General features: G+C 33.8%; 17 protein-coding genes and 1 pseudogene. 12 read left to right on the forward strand and 6 right to left on the reverse strand.

Annotation, left to right across the window (positions count from 1 at the left end; genetic code table 11):
- Positions 1–5 precede the first annotated feature (5 nt).
- Entirely contained in the window at positions 6–644 is a 639-nt protein-coding gene (locus I130_RS10975) for an alpha/beta hydrolase (RefSeq protein ID WP_034922996.1), read from the reverse strand.
- A 40-nt stretch (positions 645–684) separates the two neighbouring features.
- Between I130_RS10975 and I130_RS10980 the strand changes: the two genes are divergently transcribed.
- The 6 genes and pseudogenes from I130_RS10980 (at position 685) to I130_RS11005 (ending at position 8161) form a co-directional block, all read left to right on the forward strand.
- Positions 685–1113 carry a PaaI family thioesterase gene (locus I130_RS10980; protein ID WP_034922998.1) on the forward strand — a complete coding sequence of 143 codons (429 nt, stop codon included), beginning with the start codon at positions 685–687 and terminating at the stop codon, positions 1111–1113.
- 764 nt (positions 1114–1877) lie between these two features.
- Positions 1878–3824, forward strand: a complete 1947-nt coding sequence (locus I130_RS16270; RefSeq protein ID WP_051119689.1) for a thrombospondin type 3 repeat-containing protein — start codon at positions 1878–1880, stop codon at positions 3822–3824.
- Positions 3825–4036: 212 nt separating this feature from the next.
- A pseudogene (locus I130_RS16820) lies at positions 4037–4213 on the forward strand (hotdog fold thioesterase); the annotation flags it as partial.
- On the forward strand, positions 4213–5346 hold the full coding sequence (locus tag I130_RS10995; RefSeq protein ID WP_034923001.1) for a chorismate-binding protein: 1134 nt from the start codon (positions 4213–4215) through the stop codon (positions 5344–5346). The pseudogene I130_RS16820 and the gene I130_RS10995, both read left to right, overlap by 1 nt.
- 110 nt (positions 5347–5456) lie before the next feature.
- Positions 5457–7190, forward strand: a complete 1734-nt coding sequence (gene menD / locus I130_RS11000) for a 2-succinyl-5-enolpyruvyl-6-hydroxy-3-cyclohexene-1-carboxylic-acid synthase (protein ID WP_034923003.1) — start codon at positions 5457–5459, stop codon at positions 7188–7190.
- Positions 7191–7324: 134 nt separating this feature from the next.
- Positions 7325–8161, forward strand: a complete 837-nt coding sequence (locus I130_RS11005; protein ID WP_034923005.1) for a S1 RNA-binding domain-containing protein — start codon at positions 7325–7327, stop codon at positions 8159–8161.
- A 124-nt stretch (positions 8162–8285) separates the two neighbouring features.
- On the opposite strand, the gene I130_RS11010 is transcribed toward I130_RS11005, so the two are convergent.
- A complete protein-coding gene (locus I130_RS11010) occupies positions 8286–8762 on the reverse strand; it encodes a hypothetical protein (RefSeq protein WP_198012050.1) in 477 nt (158 codons plus the stop codon).
- A gap of 246 nt (positions 8763–9008) precedes the next feature.
- Between I130_RS11010 and I130_RS11015 the strand changes: the two genes are divergently transcribed.
- The 4 genes from I130_RS11015 (at position 9009) to I130_RS11030 (ending at position 12398) form a co-directional block, all read left to right on the forward strand.
- Positions 9009–9410 carry a DUF2059 domain-containing protein gene (locus I130_RS11015; RefSeq protein WP_034923008.1) on the forward strand — a complete coding sequence of 134 codons (402 nt, stop codon included), beginning with the start codon at positions 9009–9011 and terminating at the stop codon, positions 9408–9410.
- Positions 9411–9545: 135 nt separating this feature from the next.
- Positions 9546–10385 (forward strand): 1,4-dihydroxy-2-naphthoyl-CoA synthase, encoded by an 840-nt coding sequence (locus I130_RS11020; RefSeq protein WP_034923010.1) that lies wholly within the window; start codon positions 9546–9548, stop codon positions 10383–10385.
- Positions 10385–10900 carry a PH domain-containing protein gene (locus tag I130_RS16275; protein ID WP_051119690.1) on the forward strand — a complete coding sequence of 172 codons (516 nt, stop codon included), beginning with the start codon at positions 10385–10387 and terminating at the stop codon, positions 10898–10900. Before I130_RS11020 ends, I130_RS16275 begins: the two co-directional genes overlap by 1 nt.
- On the forward strand, positions 10890–12398 hold the full coding sequence (locus tag I130_RS11030; RefSeq protein ID WP_034923012.1) for a PH domain-containing protein: 1509 nt from the start codon (positions 10890–10892) through the stop codon (positions 12396–12398). The genes I130_RS16275 and I130_RS11030 overlap by 11 nt, the downstream gene beginning before the upstream one ends.
- 341 nt (positions 12399–12739) lie before the next feature.
- Here I130_RS11030 and I130_RS11035 read toward each other — a convergent pair whose 3' ends face one another.
- From I130_RS11035 to uvrA, 4 genes are all read right to left on the reverse strand, one after another.
- Entirely contained in the window at positions 12740–15151 is a 2412-nt protein-coding gene (locus I130_RS11035; protein WP_034923013.1) for a thiamine pyrophosphate-dependent enzyme, read from the reverse strand.
- Between the two features lie 214 nt (positions 15152–15365).
- Positions 15366–18182, reverse strand: a complete 2817-nt coding sequence (locus tag I130_RS11040) for a metalloprotease (protein WP_034923014.1) — start codon at positions 18180–18182, stop codon at positions 15366–15368.
- Positions 18183–18233: 51 nt separating this feature from the next.
- Positions 18234–18923, reverse strand: a complete 690-nt coding sequence (locus I130_RS11045; RefSeq protein WP_034923015.1) for a TIGR00730 family Rossman fold protein — start codon at positions 18921–18923, stop codon at positions 18234–18236.
- Positions 18924–18942: 19 nt separating this feature from the next.
- The gene (gene uvrA / locus I130_RS11050; RefSeq protein WP_034923016.1) at positions 18943–21780 is read right to left on the reverse strand and encodes an excinuclease ABC subunit UvrA; all 2838 of its coding nucleotides are present in this window, start codon (positions 21778–21780) and stop codon (positions 18943–18945) included.
- 477 nt (positions 21781–22257) lie between these two features.
- Here uvrA and I130_RS11055 point away from each other — a divergent pair, with 477 nt between their 5' ends.
- Both I130_RS11055 and I130_RS11060 read left to right on the forward strand, forming a co-directional pair.
- Entirely contained in the window at positions 22258–23280 is a 1023-nt protein-coding gene (locus tag I130_RS11055) for a response regulator transcription factor (RefSeq protein ID WP_034923025.1), read from the forward strand.
- Positions 23281–23509: 229 nt separating this feature from the next.
- Positions 23510–24014, forward strand: a 505-nt coding sequence (locus I130_RS11060; RefSeq protein ID WP_157480572.1) for a hypothetical protein, incomplete at its 3' end; no start/stop codon positions are given.

Here is a 24014-nt window from a genome sequence, read left to right on the forward strand (position 1 = left end):
TAAATCTAAACTAAAGATTCTAGTATAGACGGTTTCATTTCATGAACCCCATCAAAAGGAAAAATGTTCAGATTTTCTGGGAAGAGTTCTTTTAATTTAATTTTCTCACTTTCTAGACGCTCTTTGTCCAAATATGGATCTTTGGTACCATAGATCAAAGCGAACTTGGTTTCATTTAAATGTAAAAAGTCCTTAGACTCTAATTCCTTTGGAAGTCCACCTGAACATAAGATCAATTGGCTAGGATTAATTCCCTTTCTGGCTACCCATCGTGTAGCTACGGAAACCCCTTGAGAATAGCCTAAAACAATAAGATTTGTTACAGATTTTAAGTTTTCTGCCTGAAATACTTCATCTAAATAATTCATAGCATTTTCTACTTCTTGTTGCGTATTATCTTTAGTAAACCAGGAAGCACCTACATGCGTATACTTTCCATTTAGATAATATTTAGAAGCTGCTTGGGGAGCTATTATATAATTTTCTTCAGAATTTAAGCCTTTAAAATATTTCAAGAAGTACTTAGATAGGTATCCAATTCCATGGAAAACCACCCAAACATTCTTCGTTTTTGAAGTCCGTTCATTTAAGGTGTTATAGGTATTTGTGATTTTATAAGAAACCTGTTTTTCGGTTGGAATCATCCTTTATCGTTTTGTATTTTTACAAAGTAAAACATTCTTTATGGATAATATACAGAAAGAGGAAATCCTCAAAAGTTGTCGTCATATGTTCAAAAACACCTTAATGGAAACTTTGGATATTGAAGTTATAGATATTACCGAAGATTACGTACTAGGAAAAATGCCGGTAACTTCAAAAGTGCATCAGCCGGATGGTGTTTTACATGGAGGTGCTTCTGTAGCACTGGCAGAAACAATTGGGAGCATGGCTTCGTTTTTACTATGCAATACTACAGATTTTGTGGTAAGAGGAATAGAGATCTCTGCAAACCATTTAAAAAGTATTCGGGAAGGATTTGTGTATGCAAAAGCTTCAGCCATTCATAAGGGTAAAACTACACAGCTTTGGGAAATAAAGATCACAGATGAAGAGGATAATCTTATTTCTTTAGTAAAATTAACGACCATCGCATTGCCTAAAAAAAGTTAATGAGTTCAGAAAAAATTTTTCAAATTATTAGACAATAAGATCAAAACCGGGAAAGCTAAGATTAGTTATAGACTTCTGGGAAAGGAATCTGGAAAGCGGATTCATCTTTACACCTTTTGAAAATTGCCAAAATCTTCTCTTCATTCCTTAAAACGAAAGTTTAAAAACTGTTACCTTTTTCTAAAAACACACAAGTTCTAATAAGTCCTTCAGGAGAAACTGAATCGGGATTAAATTTTGAGGCAAAATCAAGTCATATTAATTTAGTTAGGATTGGCTTAGAAACAATTCAAAAGAACGAATAAATACAAGTGTACTCTGCAATTAAATAATCGTTTAATTGTCAATAACACGTATTTTTTTCTGATCGAGATGCTTGAAATATTCTTTGGATATCTCCACAAGTAATTAGCTTTTATATTATATAACCGAACGACTTCAATATAATTAATAATTTTAAACTGTCTAAAAGCAGTTGCAATTAGAAAATGCAAGTTGGTACTCAATCTTACTTTGCTTATTGTAAAAGCAATGATACTAAAATCAGGGAAAACCCTTATAAATTATTTTCACAAGTTCTGGTAATTTTGTTTAAGAGCTCAGCTTTAATCTATTGTATAACTGGTATATAGTTTTCTTATTTCTGTTCGGCTACAAAATCCCATCAATTCCCATCCCATCCCCACCTTCAAATCAATCTATGCGGATACACGTATTGAATGATTTTTAAGAGTTTTGTTAGTAACCAATTAATTATAATAATCATGAAAAATTTAAATTACTGTTGGAGTTTAGTAGTAATTATGGCTATACTCTTTACATCGTGTAGCAAAGAGGAGAGCGATGTCTCTGGGCCAGATGTTCAAGATACAGTCCAATTACAATTCGGAACTTTGTTAAACGATTTTAATTCACAAAACAGAGAACATTTATCTGATGATCCTGTAGAATGTCGAGATGCAGACCCTTCCTATGTACTTGTTGCATTGACTGATGATGATGGGGATTGGGTTGCAGGAATGGATCCAACGACTGAGGGTGCTACTACTGCTGATTTTATTAGAGTAAACCTTGTTAACAATTCTGGAAGTTGGGAAACTAAATATTCTGAAATGTTAGGCCTGCCAGCAGGAACCTATTTATTGCAATACTTCATTGTATATAGTAGTGATGATGAAGTACTGTGGGTTGCACCTAGAGAAGGAGGAGCATTTGCTAGTAGTGTGAGTGATGCACTACCTCAAGAGATTGTTTTAGTAGCAGGAACCAAACCATATATAAATGTGGATGTACTGTGTTTCATTGAGCGTGAAGAAGAAGCCTATGGGTATATTTTCTTCGACATAAATGCCATAGCAATTGAGAATAACTATTGCATATTTGTAAACTATTGTGATGAGCAAACAGGTAGAGAATATCCAGCATACTTCCAAGTAGAAATCTGGGGTGATGCCTTAGACGGATCAGAGGTAATAGTAGGAGGAGAGATGAATTCAGTATCTGGTGAGGGTAACGCTTTCGCAGCTACAGTATTGTGCTTTCCATTACCTCCATTGGCAGAAGATGAAATGTATTATGCAAGAGTAACTGTACTTACTGCCGGAGCCTACACAGCAAATGCTTCGGACATTTATGAATTTGAGATTACACAATCAGATATTGATGAGCAGTTAAATGCCACACCAAAATATGAGCACATTAGAATTAACTGTGATGATGATGGCGGAGGTGTACCAGTTGATTCCGATCAAGATGGAATTATTGACAGTGAAGACAACTGTCCAAATATTGCAAATCCAGATCAGGAAGACGAAGATGATAATGGCGTTGGCGATGTATGTGAAACTGGATCTGATGATGATGGGGATGGCGTACCAAATGATGTAGATCAATGCCCAGATACAGATCCCGGAGTGGATGTAGATGATGTTGGGTGTGAAAGTATTCAAGTTCCGGGAAGAGATATTGTTGTCTTAAATGATATAAATATTTTTGATAATACCGCAATGGAAGATCCAGATAATGTAAGATTTGTTCAAAACCTTGTGACCTATACCACAACAGGGAATAGAAATAATGGTGATGTAGTTTGGATAGATCGAGGGCGTAATGCAAGATGTTATGGAACAACGGAATGTGACGAAACATTTTGGGGCAGCATGGAAACGGTAATGGAAAATGAAGGTTTTACCGTAGAAAGCATTTTTTCTACTGCGGGTTCGTTAACTAGCATTTCTTCCAATGTTAAAGTTATAATGCTTGTAATGCCTACTGTACAGTATACTATTGACGAGATAAATACACTCAAACTATTTTCTTCTGAAGGTGGAAGAATAATTTTTGTAGGAGAATATGAAAGTTATTATGGTGCTGGTATTGGGATAGAGAATCAATTTTTGGTAAATATGGGGGCTATCTTATTCAATAGTGGAGGTGCGCTTGATTGTACTAAAACTATACTACCGTCAACTTCAAATAGAGTACATCCAATAATGGAAGGTGTTGTAACTTTAACGATCGCCTGCGCTTCAGTAATTGAGCTAGGTGAAGGTGATTTCGCTCTTTTCTATGATACTACGAACACTTCTGTGCTAGGTGGGGTGGCAAAAATTGATACGGCTCCAATAAGTGAGTTAAAACAGGTAGCAAGGAATAATTTTAGACGATCTAATCCAAAATTACCAAATTCTTCCTCTTCTACTGGATATTAACATTTTTTAATACATAGATTTAAAAGAGCCATTTAATAGTGGCTCTTTATTTATGTAATATTTATATATAATATTGAAAGGTATCATTCATCCTATTATTGTTCTGTTTTGTATTTTTGCATCATTACCAATTTTTTTTTGGTAATGAATGATGACTTCAGCCTTTTGAGCAGAAATATGAGTGCGCATTTTTCTATTTTCATTTAAAATAATTAGAGATCTCTGCAAACCATTTAAAAAGTAATCGGGAAGGATTTGTGTATGCAGAAGCATCAGCCATACATTAAGGAAAAACAACACAGCTTTGGGAAATAAAGATCACAGATAAACAGGATAATCTTAATTCTTTAGTAAAATTAACGACCATCGCGTTGCTTAAAAAAAGTTAATGAGTTCAGAAGAATTTTTCAAATTATTAGACAATAGGATCGAAGCTGAAACTCCGCTGGTGTGTTATAGGCTTCCAGGAAAGGAGAGCATACAACTGTTGTCCCAAACTTCAAAAGAATCTTATAGAATTAAGGATTTTTCTGAAAGCGGATTCATCTTTGCACCTTTTGAAAATTGCCAAAATCCCCTCTTCATTCCTGAAAAGGGAAGTGATAAATCTGTTTTGCCTTTTTTTGATAGTATACTTACACATTTAGATTCTACTGAAAACCTTTCAACGGATTTAAATTTTAACGCGAAATCAGCTCATATAAAATTAGTAGAGCAAGGCATTGAAACAATTCAAAAAACAGAGCTGAAAAAAGTGGTGCTTTCCAGAAAAGAACTTCAGAATGTTAGTATTTCATCTCTTGAAATCTTTCAGAACCTTCTTTCACTATACCCAAATACCTTTGTTTATATATGGAGCCATCCAGAAACTGGAGTTTGGATTGGGGCAACTCCTGAAACTTTATTAAAAACTGAACGGACTAAGTTCAGCACCATGGCACTTGCGGGAACGAGAAAACTTCAGAATTTTCCTGAAGATAATTGGACTCAGAAAGAAGTAGTGGAGCAGCAAATTGTAACCGATTCTATTGTTTCAAAATTGAAAGAATTAGGATATACTGAAGAATTATTGAAGGTTTCAGATACTTATACTAGTGAGGCTGGAAGTTTACTTCATTTAAGAACGGATATTTCAGGTATTATTAAAAACACAACTGCTGAAATTGGAGATATTATAAAAGCCTTGCATCCAACTCCTGCAATTTGCGGATTGCCTAGCAAGAACGCTTATAATTTTATTATTGATTATGAAGACTACAATAGGGAGTTTTATACAGGATATTTAGGCTTATTAAATATGACAATCGAGGTAAAGCGAAGCAGTAGAACCCGAAATCAGGAAAATCAGGCGTATTCCAGTATTAGAAAAGACTCTTTCATATTTGTAAATTTGCGTTGCTTGAAATTCAAAGATGGAGAAGTAGCAATATATGTTGGTGGAGGAATAACAAAAGATTCAGACCCTACTTCTGAATGGGAGGAAACTGTAAATAAGACCCGCACCATGAAAGCTGCTTTATAAATAGCTAATTTGAAGGAATAGTAGTTAAAAATTGTAATTTTGAGTTTGATAGGATTACATAGTAAAGTTTTGATTATCCAATCATCTTGAACTTCATTTAAATTGTTATAGTGAAATACTCCAAAATACCAGTTGCTCAATCCATTGTAGCTTTATGTGTTGCAAAAAATATCAAACATGTGGTGATATCTCCTGGCTCCCGAAATGCACCTTTAACCATTGGTTTTACTAATCATCCAGAAATTGAAGCTTATAGTATTGTAGATGAGCGTTGTGCTGCATTTTTTGCGTTAGGTATTGCCCAGCAGATCAAGCAACCGGTTGCCGTTGTGTGTACTTCTGGTTCTGCCTTATTAAATTATTATCCTGCAATTTCCGAAGCTTTTTATAGTGATATTCCATTAGTAGTGATCTCTGCAGACAGACCTATAGAAAGAGTCGATATTGGGGACGGACAAACAATTCGTCAGAAGAATGTTTTCGAAAATCATATTTTGTATTCTGCCAATCTTTATTCTGAATTGGTTTTAGAAAATGAAGCTGTAGATAAAAAACTGCTTCAGAAACAATTTGAAAGCAGGCGCCATAATGAACGAGAGATCAATTTAGCTTTAAATAATGCTATAGAGAATAACGGACCGGTACACATAAACGTGCCATTTTATGAGCCATTGTATTCTGTAGAAAAGAATAAGATAACAGATCCAGTTCAAATTCTTCCAGATCTTAGCTTAAGGGAATATTCTAAATTGGAGATGCAGCCATATTTAGATTTTTGGAATAATGCGAAGCGTAAAATGATTATTGTAGGAGTGATGCCTCCAAATAGTGTAGAACAACAATATTTAGATCTATTAGCTAAAGATCCTACGGTTCTTATTTTTACTGAAACCACTTCTAATATTCAACATCCAGAATTCTTTACAAGAATAGATACCTTGATTGGTCCCATAGAGAAGTCTGAAGATGCTAATGAGCAATTTGTTGCATTACAGCCTGATATTCTACTGACTTTTGGAGGAATGATCGTTTCGAAAAAGATCAAATCATTCTTAAGAGACTATCAGCCACAACAACACTGGCATATAGATCCGAAAAAAGCATATAATACCTTCTTTTGTTTGAATAAACATTTTGAAACTTCTGTAAATTCTTTCTTTAAGAAATTCTTGCCAGAAACAGTTTCAGTAAAAAGTGATTATGCAACGCATTGGAAAAAGATAAATGAACACCGGGAACATCGCCATGAAGTCTATGTAAATAAAATCCCTTATTCGGACTTCAAAGCTATGCAATCTATAGTTCCAGCAGTTCCTGAGAATTATAATGTGCAGTTAGGTAATAGTTCCACCGTACGTTATGCTCAGCTTTTTAAATGGGACCCCTCGCAATCTATATTTTGTAATCGCGGTACCAGCGGAATAGATGGCAGTGTTTCTACAGCAGTGGGTGCTGCTTTGGTAAAAAATGAACCAACATTGCTTATCTGTGGAGACCTTAGTTTCATCTATGATAGTAATGGCCTTTGGAACAATTATATTCCTGTAAATTTCAGAATTATAGTTATTAATAATTCTGGTGGGGGGATCTTCAGGATACTTCCCGGGAATAAGAACACCGAAAATTTTGATACTTATTTTGAAACAATCCATGATCTTAATGCGAAAGCGCTATGTGAAATGTATAGTTTTGAATATGCTCGCGCTCAGAATTCAGATGAAGTGAATTCCGAATTAGAGGAATTCTTTGCGCCTTCGGATAAACCAAAATTATTGGAAATCATGACTCCAAGAGCTTTGAATGATGGGGTCTTGTTGGAATATTTCGATTTTATAAAATCTTAATTCCGAGGAAATTATTATTCAAAATTTGACGCCTCTCGGATCTAAATATTTAAGATTTCAAGGAGTTTATAAAGGAATAGGATTTTGAGTTTTCCCATAAAATATAAAGTATCTTTGCATTTTAAATTTCAGTTATGCTTAATATAGGACAATACCATACACTAATAATAGATCGTGATACCGAACCGGGATTATTTTTAACCGGATCTGGAGATGATGAGGTGTTATTACCAAATAAATACAAACCAGAATCTTTCAATATAGGTGATGAAATAGACGTTTTTGTTTATTTAGACCATTCTGAACGGCCGGTTGCAACCACGCTGCACCCATATGTGAAATTGGATGAATTTGCTTATTTGAAATGTGTAGAGGTATCTGATATTGGAGCATTTTTGGACTGGGGATTAGAAAAACATCTTTTTGTGCCTTATCGTGAAATGGCATCTAAAATGCGTAAAGACAGTTGGTATCTTGTTTTCTGTTATTTAGATGAAGATACAGGTAGGCTTGTTGCGTCCAGTAAGACCAATGCGTTCATGGACAATTCAGAGATCACCGTAGAGCCATATGAAGAAGTGGATATCATAGTAGTGAATCCCACAGATCTTGGTGTAAATGTGATTGTAAATGAATTACACCAAGGACTAATTTATAAAGATGATATCTTTCAGGATCTAAATCCTGGAGATCGTTTAAAAGCATGGATCAAGAAAACCAGACCAGATGGTAAATTGGATGTTACTCTTCAACGTCCAGGTTATAGAAGTATAGAACCTAATGCACAAAGTATCTTAAACGAGATCTCTTTAAAAGGTGGGCATTTAAAACTTACAGATAAATCTGATCCTACCGAAATTCAGCGTGTTTTACAAATGAGTAAAAAGAGTTTTAAAAAGGCTATCGGAACTTTGTATAAGCAACGAATGATCGAAATAAAAGATGACGGAATCTATCTTAAGGACGATTAATTAGATGATTCGATTATCGAGAGGGGATTTCTCATCCGATTGTTCTCAAGATATATTGAATTCTTGAAAATTGTTTTCACTTCCGAGTCTTTGGAAAATAACTCGTGAGCATGCCCAAGGATTCTTAATACCTTCTATAAAAGGGAGAATATCTACTGTAATAAATTGGCCTTGTAGTTTCTGAAGCATCTTTATAAACCGTATTGCGCGTTCCAGTTCTTGGGAAAGACGGATTGAAATTTTGGTTAAAATATCTGGCATCAGTTTCTCTTGGATTTGCCGAGAAACTAACTGAAGCCTTTTTTTGAGTGAGCTGAACAGGTGGAGCAAGTTCTACATAACTATTATATCTCATTTGTTCTTCCTCTCGCATTATTTCAGAAATATTTATCTGAATAGGCTCATCTTTAACATCAAAATTCACGGTTCGAATCCTGAATTTTCCAACATATGGATTTTCGGGAGCAAGTATAGATAAAGAAGGTGTAATCTCTGTGCGTTGTATTATAAAATCGTCGGGCGAATTTAATACAGGGATCTCTTGGGCAGTGCCATAAGCCGTAGAAATTAATAACATTATAAGTATTCCTAAGAATTTCATCATTTTCATTTAATCCCTCATCGAGGGTTTTATAATTATGGCTTGCATCGATTACTTAAATGTTTTTCAATTTATGCCTCGAAAACATGCCTACAGGTTATTGATTCTAAAGGTATCAAGAATTGTGCAATAGCTAAATTTTGAAGTAATTTCTTTATATATTTTTTTGGTGTGCTTAAATACTTCAGTTTATAATTTTATAACAGCTAAATAATTCTATTTTTGGATTTCAAAAAAAACTTAATTATGAAAAACACATTTTACGCATTCGTATTTTTATTAGTTGGATACTCAGGTTTTGCACAAGAATCAGCATACAAGGCTAAAGCCGTTCAGTTGATAGAAATAAATTCTGGTGCAACATTCGATGTAATGCTAAAGCCAATAGTTGGAATGGTTGCTGAAGAAAGCCGTGATGCTTTTAAAGCGGAAGTTAAAGAAAGTATGAAAGGTTTATTTGATAAGCTTGCCGTAGTTTATATGGAGAGTTTTACTGAAGCTGAATTAGAAGAAATTCTTGCTTTTTATGCAACTCCTGTAGGTCAAAAAATGACTGCAGAATTACCTGTAATTACTGAAAAGTCTATGCAAATTGGTCAACAATGGGGTATGCAATTACAACCATTAATGGCTAAGTACTCTAATTAGGGATTAGCTCACATTATAAAAAAGCCTGAGATGAAAATCTCGGGCTTTTTTATTTTCAAGGCTATTTAAAATTCTTCTTTGTCTAATATTATGTACAGTTTTGTAAAAGCTCTATTTTTATAAAAAATTAAAAAGATGAGCAAGATAGAGTGGAAGTCTGCTAAAACATACGAAGACATAACTTACAGAAAAGCAAATGGCGTTGCCAGAATAGCTTTTAATAGGCCAGACATACGCAATGCGTTCAGGCCAAAGACTACGAGTGAATTATACGATGCGTTTTACGATGCTCAAGAAGACACCTCTATTGGGGTGGTTTTACTTTCTGCAGAAGGACCTTCCTCTAAAGATGGCGTATATTCCTTTTGTAGTGGGGGAGATCAAAAAGCAAGAGGCCATCAAGGCTATGTAGGAGAAGATGGAATGCATAGACTTAATATTCTTGAAGTTCAACGTCTAATTCGATTTATGCCAAAAGTGGTGATTGCTGTTGTACCAGGTTGGGCAGTAGGAGGAGGTCATAGTTTACACGTGGTGTGCGATATGACTCTTGCTAGTAAAGAACATGCAATTTTCAAACAAACAGATGCAGACGTAACTAGTTTTGATGGTGGCTATGGGTCAGCATATCTAGCCAAGATGGTAGGACAAAAACGCGCCAGAGAGATCTTCTTTTTAGGTAGAAATTATTCGGCTCAAGAGGCTTTTGAAATGGGGATGGTAAATGCTGTTATTTCACATGCAGATCTCGAAAACACCGCTTACGAATGGGCACAAGAAATTTTGGAGAAATCTCCAACTTCTATTAAAATGTTGAAGTTTGCCATGAATCTTACAGATGATGGAATGGTTGGGCAGCAAGTTTTTGCTGGAGAAGCTACCAGACTTGCTTATATGACAGACGAAGCAAAAGAAGGAAGAGATGCTTTTTTAGAAAAACGTAAGCCTAATTTTGAGAAAAAATGGCTTCCGTAATGGAAAATTTCACCAATAATTCAATTGATATTGATACACTGCCGAAATATGAAGAAGTCTCATTCCAATCAATTTCAAAGGCATATCTTATTAAAGCCAGTATTCTAAACCTTGTGTTTTTATGTTTGGCTGTGATAGGTTGGGTTGTTTTGTTCTATTTCGAATTAAACCAGTTACAATTGAATCTATTTCTTGTTGGGGTTGTTTTATACTTCGGTTTCAAATTTTGGAACATTATACAATTACAGAAGAATTATGGATTTGCCTTAAGGGAAAAGGATATTTTATATAGAAGGGGTTATCTAGTGAATAAAACTACGGTAGTTCCCTTTAATAGAATTCAGCATGTCTCAATTACGCGTGATGTTCTGGACAAGATGTTTAAGATCTCTAGTCTTAAAATATATACTGCAGGCGGGAGTGGTGGTGATATTATAATTCCCGGACTAGCTCCAAACCTTGCTCAAAGGTTAAAAGAGGCTTTAGCCGCAAAGCTTACCACAAATGAAGTCTAATTTATTTGAAGTCCCGCAAAGACAATCGGAAATTGGAATACTTCTGATTTTTCTTACCAGGGTTTTTAATTTATTAAAAGGATTTTGGGCAATTATTGTATATTTTCTCTTTACCGGACCAAGTGTGCAAACCCTTATCTATATTGTTGTGGGCTTGGTTTTGATTTTAATTCTAATTCTTGTTTATAGTTTGGTTTATTATCGCAATTTCCTTTTTCATATAGATTATGGAAATCAGGAATTTGTGCTACAAGAAGGAGTCTTCAATACTGAAGACATCGCAATCCCTTTTGATAAAATTCAGCAGGTTTATATCAAGCGAAATATTCTTCAGCGTTTTTTAAATGTTAACAGTTTTGTTATTGAAACCGCGGGAAGCAAAAAGGAGGAAATAAGTATTAAAGCTATTTCTCATGAAAAGGCAAACCAGCTTTTAGCTATTCTAATTGAGGTAAAAGATAAATATTCTGAAAAAATATCAGATTCAGGAAGCACCGAAGATATTTCTAAAAATCAATTTTGGTCTCATGAATTGGGTTTTTTGACTTTGTTAAAAATAGGTATTAGCACAAATTATCTGCGAGGATTGGTTTTGATAATCGCTTTTTTCACTACGATCTACAACGAAGTAAGAACAGTTTCCGAAGAACATTCAGAAACCATTCAAAATTATTTGAGAGAATTGCCTGGCCCCATGGAATCGGTTTCTATTTTTATATTAATTGCTGTTGTTGTTTTACTCCTAAGTATCTTAATAACTATTGCTGAAGTTTTTATAAAATATTTCAATCTAAAATTAACTCAAACTAAGGATAGTCTTGAGTTGGAAATGGGATTAAATACCAATACTAAAATATCTTTACAGCCACGAAGAGTTCAATTATTACAGGTGATAACAAATCCTGTACAAAAATGGCTGAATTTATACGAAGTAAGAATTTCCCTTGCAAATAGTGAAGATGAACTAAAGAAGAGTAAAATTAAAATACCTGGATTGGATAAGGCTACTGTTTCAAAAGTCAATTCCTTTTTGTATACAGAGCAAACCAGCGATGTTAGTAATATCTTTTCGCCAGATAAGATATTGTTGATCAGACGTTTAATTATAGCATTTGTTCCTGTTTTGTTAAGTTATTTTGCTGCACTTTATGTAGAAACGATTTCTATTACAGTTTGGCTTTTTCTAGTCGGAATATATGTTGTCATTGCGGTGATTTGGCAAGTATTAATGTTTAAATCATTAAAATTGATTATTTCTAATGATTTTGTTTATAAGAAGCATGGAGTATGGAATGAAACAGAAAAGCGTTTTGAGATGTATAAAACTCAATCTATAAGCATATTTCAACCTTTATGGTATAAAAAGAAGGATCTTATAAATATCATTTTTCATACTGCTGGAGGAGATATTTCATTTAGAGCCGTTAGTAAAGATATCCTCCCTTATGTGAATTATATATTCTATAAAATCGAATCGGATCCAAGAAGTTGGATGTAAGTTTGAATTGACGGAATTATGTTTCTAATTATTTAAATTCGCTTTCTTTCCAATTGTTTTTAAAGGTCCCATCGAGCGCAGTCTAGATGTTTCTTTTTGACCCTTCCATCCTGAAAGTTTTATAAACGCTAAGGTTACAAAACTCGAAACCTCTTAAACATTAGTAATCCCCATTCTAAACTTTAGAACGGGGATTATTATATTATAAATTGTGATCCAGATTTTATTAAAGGATCTAACAATATTAATTAAAATGTAAAAAGAAGCTAAAACGATTCCGATAGCTATCGGAACGGCTTGACGAAACCAGTATAAGGTTTTTTAATTTCTACTGAAACTAATTATCTCAGTTTTGGAAACTTAGAAGGATTTGCTTCGTTCATGATCTCATATATCTTCTCGTAGATATCTTCCGTAGAAGGTTTAGAGAAGTAATCGCCATCGGTTCCGTATGCAGGTCTGTGTTCTTTAGCAGCCAAAGTCTGTGGTTTGCTATCTAAATGTACATATGCGTTTTGATTCTCAAGAATTTCCTGCATAATATAAGCAGAAGCTCCACCAGGAACATCTTCATCTATAACTAAAAGCCTGTTGGTTTTAGCAACACTTTTTACGATCTCTTTATTAATATCGAATGGTAAAAGCGATTGTACATCAATTACTTCGGCATTTATTCCCACCAATTCTAACTCATTAGCCGCTTCTTCTACCAATCTTAAAGTAGAACCGTAAGAAACCAAGGTGATATCCTTACCTTCTTTAATTGTTTCTACAACACCTAATGGAGTTCTAAACTCTCCAAAATTGTTGGGTAGCTTTTCTTTAAGTCGGTATCCATTTAAACACTCTATTACCAAAGCAGGTTCATCTGCTTCTAATAAAGTATTATAAAATCCTGCAGCTTTGGTCATGTTTCTAGGTACTAAAATATGAATACCTCTTAGTAAATGAACTAGAGCTCCCATTGGAGATCCACTATGCCAAATTCCCTCCAGTCTATGACCTCTGGTTCTAACTATTAATGGTGCCTTTTGTTTTCCTTTAGTTCTGTATTGAACAGTTGCCAAATCATCACTCATAATTTGCAATGCATAAAGAATGTAATCTAAATACTGAATTTCAGCAATTGGACGTAAACCTCTCATAGCCATTCCTAATCCCTGACCCAAAATAGTTGCTTCACGAATTCCAACATCAGCAACTCTAAGTTCTCCATATTTTTCTTGAAGTCCTTCTAGGCCTTGATTAACATCACCAATAGCTCCACTATCTTCCCCAAAGATCAATGTTTCAGGTTTGTTAGCGAAGATCTTATCAAAGTTATCTCTTAAAATTATTCTTGCATCTACATCTTTAGCATCGTCATCATAGGTTGCTTCAACTCCTTCAATAGAAAGAGCATTATTTACAGAAGCGCTATATAAGTGACTGCTATATTCTGGTTGTGAATTAGAAGTATAAGTTTCTATCCAGTTAATTAAATCTGACTTCGCACTATTTTCTAGCCCGATCATATATCGTAAACTCTTTCTAGCAACTACCAGAAGGTCTTTTTTAAGAGGATCTTTTATTTCTGAAAGTCCCTTAATCATAGAATCTATAGCATCTTTATTTTCGCTGTGGGAAGCTGCATTTTCTAGAATAGGCAACAAGTCTGAAAATTTATCTTTCATTGGTTGGCTATATGCCATCCATGCTACTTTCTTTCCGTCTCTAACTTGCTTCTTAATGTCTTTATCTATCGCATTTAATTCTTCTTCAGTAGCAAAATTATTCTCAAGAACCCACTCCTTAAATTTTACGTTACAATCGAACTCTCTTTCCCAGCTCAATCTATCTTCATTTTTATAACGCTCATGAGATCCAGAAGTAGAATGTCCTTGGGGCTGAGTAAGCTCAATAATATGTATAAGAACAGGGGAGTGAGTATCTCTTGCTATTTTTGAAGCTCTATCATAAGCCTCTACAAGTGCTACATAATTCCATCCATTTACAACAATAATTTCGTATCCTTTTTTCTCTTCATCTCTTTGAAAACCTTTAAGGATCTCTGAGATGTTCTCTTTAGTAGTTTGATGTTTAGCGTGAACAGAAATTCCGTATTCATCATCCCATACGCTCATTACCATTGGTACTTGTAAAACACCGGCTGCATTTATAGTTTCCCAAAAATGACCTTCACTGGTACTCGCATTTCCTATGGTTCCCCAAGCTATTTCGTTTCCATTATCGGAAAATTTCTCTGAGGCTATTCCTTCTACATTTCTATATATTTTAGAAGCCTGAGCCAATCCAAGAAGTCTTGGCATCTGTCCAGCGGTTGGAGAGATGTCTGCACTGGAATTCTTTTGTTGCATTAAATTTTTCCAGCTACCATCTGCTTTCAAACTGTGAGTTGCAAAATGTCCTCCCATTTGTCTGCCTCCAGACATAGGTTCATTTTCTATATTTGTATCGGCATATAAACCAGCAAAGAATTGCTCTATATTAAGTTGGCCAATAGCCATCATGAAGGTTTGATCTCTATAATATCCCGAGCGAAAATCTCCGTTTTTAAAAGCTTTGGCCATTGCCAACTGTGGAATTTCCTTCCCATCCCCAAAAATCCCAAATTTCGCTTTTCCCGTTAAAACTTCTCTTCTACCCAATAGACTACATTCTCTACTGGTAACGGCAATTTTATAATCTTCTAAAACCTGAGTTTTAAAATCTTCAAATGAAATGGACTCCTTAGATTGTATTTCGCTTTGCATAAAATAAAGTTTGAATTGTTACAAATATAGCTAAAACTAGTGTTAAATACAATTCAATAGAACTGGTATAAATTATATAAAAATGCAAAAAATATTGAAATAGTTAAACTATTGATAATTATTGAGATATAATTAAAGTATAATTATGAATCTAATAATGTGTGTTCTAATTATTCTTTAAACACTAATTGAAAATTTATTTTCAATAAATGGCTTAGTACCATTCTCTTGTAAATAATCTAATAAGGGTATTTATATCTAAAGTTACAATAAACCTTATTTTCTGATCATAATCTTTTTGACCTACTTCCCAGCCAAGGTTAGAATAAACTGGTAAGAATACTTCAAAATAATCTGCTACCAAGCTCAAACGAATTCCAGAGTCATATAAAAATTTTGGTTTAAAACTTTCATTTTTCACAAGTCCCAAATCTCCATAAGCATAGATCCATTTCCAAAGATTGGTACTTGCATTAGCGGTAGTGATCCACTGGTTAGCAAATTCAGGTTGTAGCTGAGATTTAAAACCCCCTTCAGCAACAATTATTTGCTGACTGAATAATCCACTATCTTGACTTCTTCCGTAGTAGTTATAATCAAATAAATAATCTGATGGTCTATCTAAAGCGAAACTAAAGTAATCGTTATCTGTTTCATCATTAAATAAAAAGGTTCCAGCAAACAACCTAAGATTAAGCTGCTGATTGTTTTTGAATAATTTTCTGTATTCCAGAGTTAAAGAAACCTTACTGAAATTTTTAGCTATTTGATAATCTACGCCTCCTCTAAAATAATCTATTAGATTGGTATCGCTAAAATTATAGCTCAAATTAACAACATTGTATTTTGGTTGTTCTACAGGATTAAGTGGATCCAGATCCTGCTTAACATTGACATTTCTAAAAGTTAAGGATTGACGCTGATTATCTCTTAAATAAGAATTTCTAAAATAAAGGCCGACGAAGGGAGTGAATTTTTCGTAGAATAAATTATAACCATAAGAATATCGATTTCCTCCAAACCCAAATTTCATGGCAAATAGATTTTCATCATCTAAGTAGCTCGTATAATTTGCTGAAACAGATCCAACAATCGTCTGACTGGTAAACCCATATTTAGGAGAAATCTTCCATTCAAAATCCTTATCTAAAAAGGTTTTATTATACAATTTAGGGCCAATTGAAATACCATCATACAGGTTGTAATTGAATTCTGGCATAAAGAAGAATTGGTTATATCTAGGATCTTCCATATCCTGAAACAATCTAAATTGCAAAGGTTTATTAAGTAATGTAGTTACCCTTCTATAATTATTTCTTTGATTAAGCTCAGGAACAACGCCTTCGTAATTTAACGCAAGCCTTTCTATACTATCTCTGGGGATGGTTACTTGCTTACTTTCGTTGATATTTCCTACCCAAGTTTTATAAACAATTTCCCCATCATTAAGACCGTAAAGAGAAATAGGCATATTATTATCCCTTTTATTTTTAATAGTAACTCTTAAAGAATCGGGAGTTTTCTTGAGCCTACTAATAGTATAATCTATTTTAGAATTAGACTTTACATAATCGTCTTTAAACCAAGAAATATCCTTTTGCGTATTCTTCTGAAGAATATTAAAGAAATCCTCTTCACTAGATGGTTTTAAGACAAATGTTTTATAATATTCTGACATGGATTTTTTTACCGCATCGGACTGAAGATATTCTTCCAAATATTTTAATCCAGCTCCAGCCTTATAAGCATTTCCAATATTCTTATTAAATTTCACAAGGGAATCTTGAGCAGTAGATAAGGACTGATCTATATTCTTCCTCGCCATATGCAAGTACATAAATGGATATTGATCGTTAAACTCAAGGTCTGCAGCGTGAAACCATTTTACAATTGGAAAATTACTTAAAGTTCCTAGTAAATGGGTATTAGGGTAATATTCATCTACGTAATCCATCATTAATGAGATTACTAAAGCATCATAAACCCATTGTTCATTTCTAGGGTTCACTAGAATTGTATTTTTTACAAACTGGTTGGTTATGGTTTTTAACTGCTTAACGTCATATTGAAATCCATCGGGAAAAGGCCTGATAAAATCTGGCAACTGATTAAGACCATAAACCGGGTTGTTTGAATATTCATCTTTAGTAACCATCAGGGAACTTTGAGGATATTCTCCTAATCTAGTTTCTAGAAACTGCATAATTCTGGAGAGAAGTGCTGCTTTAATTTCCTTGCTTAAACCTTCATCATCTAAATTCGAAACAATTTTAGTTCTATTAGCTAATATAGATTCAAATCTGTACGATTTGGTTAAATAAAGTTGAGAAGATACACTATTAGTGCCAGATAAATATGTGGTTTTATAGAGATCTTCTGTAACTAATTTGTCTATTTGTAAAGGAGAAGCTACATATAAATAAGGCCTAGTAGACAGTTTTATGGAAATGCTAACAGGAGGTGTATATTGATTTCCTAAATTTTTATCACTATATATCTGCCATCCCTTTTTGTAAACGGCAGGAGTTACATACCAATAATTTAATTTAAAGTTTCCTTCATCATCATAACCATATCTGGTAAATTTGTCTGAAGGTATTTTCACAGAATACAAAAGATTTATAGTTTGTGTATCTCCAGGTAATAATGGATTTTCTAAATCTATTCTTATAATATCTGCAGCATCAACAGGTCTCTCCCAATTATATGGCAGCTGATTAGCATCAGAAACGCTATACATTCTAGTGTTTCCTCGTTCTTCTGTTTTAGCAAAATGGAATCTTCTTAAATAATCTTCAGCAAAACGTTTTGCTAATGGAGTAGACTTATCCTTGTAGCTATTAGCCCAATCATTTAAGTAAATTGAATTTAAAGTGTCTGGGCTGGTGTTTTCATATTCAATTTTATGCTGAATGTTAAAGGTGCGGGTAGAATCGTTTAACACCGCAATAATATCCATACTGGTTTGCGCATAACTAATCTTAGTTAAGCCCAAACCAATAATAAGAAAGGAAATTAATTTAATTTTCAAGGGACAACATAAATTAAAAAATTAATAGAAGTATTACTATGTTTCCTAAATCTAGAAGTTAGGGCTCAGATTATATTCATCATAGAAATCATCCAGAATTGCTATTACTTCATCTTCTGTATCTACAACTTGAACCAAATCTATATCCCCATCACTAATATTTTGAAAACCATCTAATAAAGTAGACTTTATCCAGTCTATTAATCCACCCCAATATTCTGTTCCTACTAATATAATAGGGAATTTATCGATCTTATTGGTTTGTATTAGTGTAATTGCTTCAAAAAGCTCATCTAAAGTTCCAAAACCTCCAGGCATTACTACAAAACCTTGAGAATATTTTACGAACATTACTTTTCTAACAAAGAAATAATCGAAATCTAAACTTTTATCATGGTCTATATATGGATTGTCATGTTGTTCAAAAGGCAATTCGATATTTAAACCTACAGAAGTTCCTCCTGCAAGATGTGCCCCTTTATTTCCAGCTTCCATAATTCCAGGACCACCGCCTGTAATTACTCCATACCCATGATCCACAATTTTTTGAGCAATCCTTTCAGTTAATTTGTAATATTTTTGGTCTGGTTTTGTGCGTGCAGATCCAAAAATAGAAACGCAAGGTCCAATTTGACTAAGCTTTTCATATCCTTTTACAAATTCACCCATTATTTTAAAAATGGCCCAAGAATCGTTTGTTTTAATTCCGTTCCATGCTTTATTCCCTTGTTTAGCTCTCATTTCTGTATCGTTCAAAATCTTATTTAATTTTTAATTCTTTCTTTAAATAGTGTGCAGTATAACTCGTCTTATGTTTTGCAACTACTTCTGGGGTTCCCGTAACTATAACTTCACCACCATTTTTTCCACCTTCGTAGCCTATATCTATAATATGGTCGGCTAATTTAATAACATCCAAATTGTGTTCAATGATAAGAACAGTATTTCCTTTATCTGCCAATTTATTTAGAACGTCCATTAAAACCCGAACATCTTCAAAATGCAATCCAGTGGTAGGCTCGTCTAATATATAAAAAGTATTCCCGGTATCGCGCTTAGAAAGTTCTGTAGATAGTTTAATTCTTTGTGCTTCCCCACCAGAAAGTGTAGTACTTTGTTGGCCTAGTGTAATGTAACCTAAACCTACATCTCTAAGAGTTTTTAGCTTTCTGTAAATCTTCGGAATTAGCTCAAAGAAATCTGTGGCTTCTTCAATAGTCATTTCCAAGACATCGGAGATGGATTTCCCCTTATATCGAATTTCTAATGTTTCTCTATTAAATCTTTTCCCCTGGCAAGTTTCGCATTCTACATAAACGTCTGGGAGAAAGTTCATCTCTATAACCCGAAGTCCTCCACCTCTACAAGTTTCACATCTTCCTCCTTTTACATTAAAGCTAAACCTACCTGGTTTATAACCTCTAATTAATGCTTCAGGAGTTTTGGCGAATAAATTTCTCACTTCAGAAAATAACCCAGTGTAAGTTGCGGGGTTAGATCGAGGTGTTCTTCCAATAGGAGATTGATTTATGTCTATTACTTTATCTATATGCTCTAAACCTTTGATGCTTTTATAAGGCATTGGAACCTTAACGCCATTAAAGTAAAAGGCATTCATAATTGGGTACAAGGTTTCATTTATCAAAGTAGATTTTCCACTTCCTGAGACCCCTGTTACTGCAATCATTTTACCAAGAGGAAGCTTTACAGTGACATCTTTTAAGTTGTTACCTGTAGCACCGCTAAGTATCAGGTTTTTCCCATTTCCTTTTCTTCGCTTTTTGGGAACCTCAATCTCCATAGTGCCATTGAGGTAGGAAGCGGTAATGGTGTTGTGTTCTTTTATTTGTGCAGGAGTTCCTTGGCTAATTATCTCTCCACCATGTTTTCCAGCCTTAGGGCCAATATCAATTACATGATCTGCTCTTTCTATCATATCCTTATCATGCTCTACAACAATTACAGAATTCCCAATATCTCTAATGGCTTCTAAGGAATTAATTAGTTTTTCATTATCTCTTTGGTGAAGGCCTATACTTGGTTCATCTAATATATAGAGCACTCCTACTAATTGTGATCCAATTTGAGTAGCCAATCTAATTCTTTGAGCTTCTCCTCCAGAAAGTGATTTGGAACTTCTGTTTAGTGATAAATATGTAAGTCCTACATCTACTAAGAACTGTAATCGAGTTCTTATCTCTTTTATAACTTCGGAAGCTATTTGTAATTGTTTTTCTGAAAGACTAGACTCTAAGTTTTCGAACCAACTGGCAAGATCTGTAATGTCTTTATTAGCTAATTCTGCAATATTCTTATTGTTGATTTTGAAATAAAGGGATTCTTGACGCAATCTACTGCCGTGACATACGGGACAGTCTATTTTATCCATATATTCCTTTGCCCAACGTTTTAAAGAGGTAGATTCATTATTATTATAAGTATTCTCTATAAATGTTGCAACTCCTTCAAAATCAATTTTAAAATCTCGCGTAATTCCTAAAGTATTGGATTGTTTAGAAAATTTTTCTTTTCCACCAAAAAGTATCATTTCCAAGGCCGCTTCAGGGATTTTCTCTACCGGATCACTTAATTTAAATTCAAATTTTTCAGCTATAAGTTCTAGTTGAGAGAAGATCCAATTCTTTTTCTGTGGACCATGTGGCACCAAAGCTCCATTTTTAATGGAAAGGTTTTTCTTAGGAATAACCTTATCAATGTTGATTTTATGCAGAGTTCCAATTCCGTTACAATTAGGACAAGCTCCTTTCGGGGAGTTGAAAGAAAAATTATTAGGTTCTGGATTAGGATAAGAAATCCCAGAAGTAGGACACATTAGGTTTCTACTAAAATATCTAATTTCATTAGAATCTTGTTCCAATACCATTAAAACATCTTCCCCATGATACATGGCAGTTTTAATACTTTCTTCCAGACGCTTATAGGATTCTGAATTTTCGTCTATTTGTAATCTGTCAATTACAATTTCTACTTCGTGGATCTTGTATCTATCCAGTTTCATTCCTTTAATAATATCCCGAACTTCTCCATCGGTTCTTACTTTTAAGAATCCTTGTTTTGCTATTTGCTCAAATAACTCTCTGTAGTGTCCTTTTCTGGAACGTACAACTGGCGCAAGAATACTTATTTTCTTACCGAGAAAGTTTTTAATAATTAGCTCTTTAATTTGCTCATCATTATAACTCACCATTTTTTCGCCGGTATTATAACTAAAGGCATCGCCAGTTCTAGCAAAGAGAAGCCTTAAGAAATCATATATTTCGGTGATTGTACCAACTGTACTTCGTGGATTTTTACTTGTGGTCTTTTGCTCTATAGCAATAACAGGAGATAAACCTTCTATTTTATCTACATCTGGGCGTTCCATCCCTCCAAGAAATTGTCTTGCGTAAGAGGAAAAGGTTTCAATATAACGGCGTTGTCCTTCAGCATAAATTGTATCGAATGCTAAGGATGATTTTCCAGATCCTGAAAGGCCGGTTATAACTACTAATTTTTCGCGGGGAATGCTAACATCTATGTTCTTTAAATTATGAACGCGAGCCCCTAATACTTCAATGTTTTCTTCAGCTTTAGCCATATTTTTAGTCAAGTCCGCAAAGGTACTTAAACGGTTGCTAATTAAAAAGTAAGCATCAATTAAGGCATGTTAATTTAAAGGTAAATAATCAAACTAAAGATTGATCAAAATTTGCCGACCAAAGCTTGTTTCTCTTCATTCTAATTTCCGGGATTGTCAGAAAATTTACGCTAAATGTAGGTTTAAATATATAAAATGCTTTTTGGACGCTGAAATCTATATGTAAATCGAGTATATAAATCACTGGTTGTCAGTATAATATTACCTAAATAATTTTTCTGGTATGGGTGTTTTCCCTTAATTTTAGCATAACAACATTCCCCACATGTAGAGTCATATTTCTTGACTTAATTATTAAACTATTTTTTTTCTCCCCACCAGCAAATCTTATTTCCTCCACGAAATAATTTTTATTTGCCCGAATCGTATGCTTATTACTTACTGCTTAAAAATGAAATTATGTTTAAAATTAATGGGATGAGAACGGATAAAAAACAATTATTGGTAATTAGTAAAAAGGGGAATTTGAGTGCAGAGCTCAATGAAAATTTGAGCGTTCACTGTGAAATAAGTTCGGTAAATTCAATTCACACTGGTTATAACTTAGCTTTAGATCTTTTACCAGACATTATTCTAATAGATCAAACGTCATTAAGCTCCAAGAGCTTAAAGAATATCCCCAATTTTAAATCTACACATTTCCTAAATAAGTGTTGGCTCGTATTATATACAGATGAAAGTTTTAGAGACATTACAGACTTGCATTATAAGAATGAGGTTAATGAAGTTATATATAGTTCTACTACCAAATTACATTTATATAGTAGATTATTACAACAAGTACATTCAAAATTTTCTATTACCAATTATTGGAAAGACTCGTTTCTTGGTCTATTTAACTTACTACTGAATCCTGTGTTACTGTTACAACAGGATAAAATAATAGCTATGAACGATTCATTTAAAGAATCATTTAAATTCGATGAGAAAGATGTAAATGATTTGAAGCTTACAGATTTTGTGAATTGTGAAAATAAAACAAAGGTAAGAGCAAGTTTAAGGAATTTTGCCCGGGGAAAGCATATGAAGGCAGTAACTAAAACCTCTTTAAAACTAAAAGATAATAAATCTAGAAACGCTAAAATTAGCTTTAGTAAATTAGATAAAATGATGCATGGCCAATTTATTATGATGATTCACTTTTTTGATGAAGATTCTCTATTAGATACTAAAGTGGGTAGTAATTCAGAAAATGTAGAGAATTGTTTCGAAGAAAATTCCAAAATGTCTGAATTCTGCTTTACTAAAAGAGAAAAAGAAATTATTCAATTACTGTGTAAGGGTTATAAAACGAGAGAAATTTCTGACGCCTTGTTTATCTCCCCGAAGACTATAGAAAAGCACAGAGCCAACATCGTTAAGCGTACTAATTCTGATACTATCCTAGAAAGCATCATATACGCTATAAAGCATAATTTAGTCGACATACAACACGCTTAGTATCATGAGTTTATAGTCAAAATATAGGGGAATTCCCCCATAGTTATAAAGCTCAATTCTCATATATCTTTACTTTAATCAAGACTGTCACCCCCAACTGCACCAGTCTTATTATTATAGTATTACCCTTTAAAATTCATATTCATATTATACAGTTAACTCTCTGTTAGAGTTTCGTGAAATTTTTTTATTAACCATTCTAAGTATTATTAATCTAAACTATTTAATTATGAAAAAGTTAAACTATTGTTGGAGTTTTGTGATTGTCCTCTCATTGCTCTTTACTTCTTGTAGTAAAGAAGAAACTGATGTTACTGGCCCTGCTGGTCAGGATACATTTCAATTACAATTTGGAACCTTATTAAATGATTTTGCTAAGCAAACGAAAGATCATTTATCGGGTGATCCAGTAGAATGTAGAGTTGCCGATCCTTCTTATGTATTAGTTGCTTTAACCAATAGCAGTGACGACTGGGTTGCTGGAATGAATCCAGAGGCAGATGCAAATGACTTCATTAAAATTAATGTTAAAAACAATAATGGAAGTTGGGAAACCCAATATTCTGATGTTTTAGGCTTGCCAGCAGGTACTTATAAATTACAGTATTTTATTGTTTATAGCGCAGATGATCAAGTATTATGGGTAGCTCCGCGTGAAGGAGGAGCCTATGCAGGTAGTGTAGCAGATGCATTGCCACAAACAATAGAATTAGGAGCAGGTACTAAGCCTTATG

Source organism: Gillisia sp. CAL575, assembly GCF_000403785.1.
Classification (GTDB): domain Bacteria; phylum Bacteroidota; class Bacteroidia; order Flavobacteriales; family Flavobacteriaceae; genus Gillisia.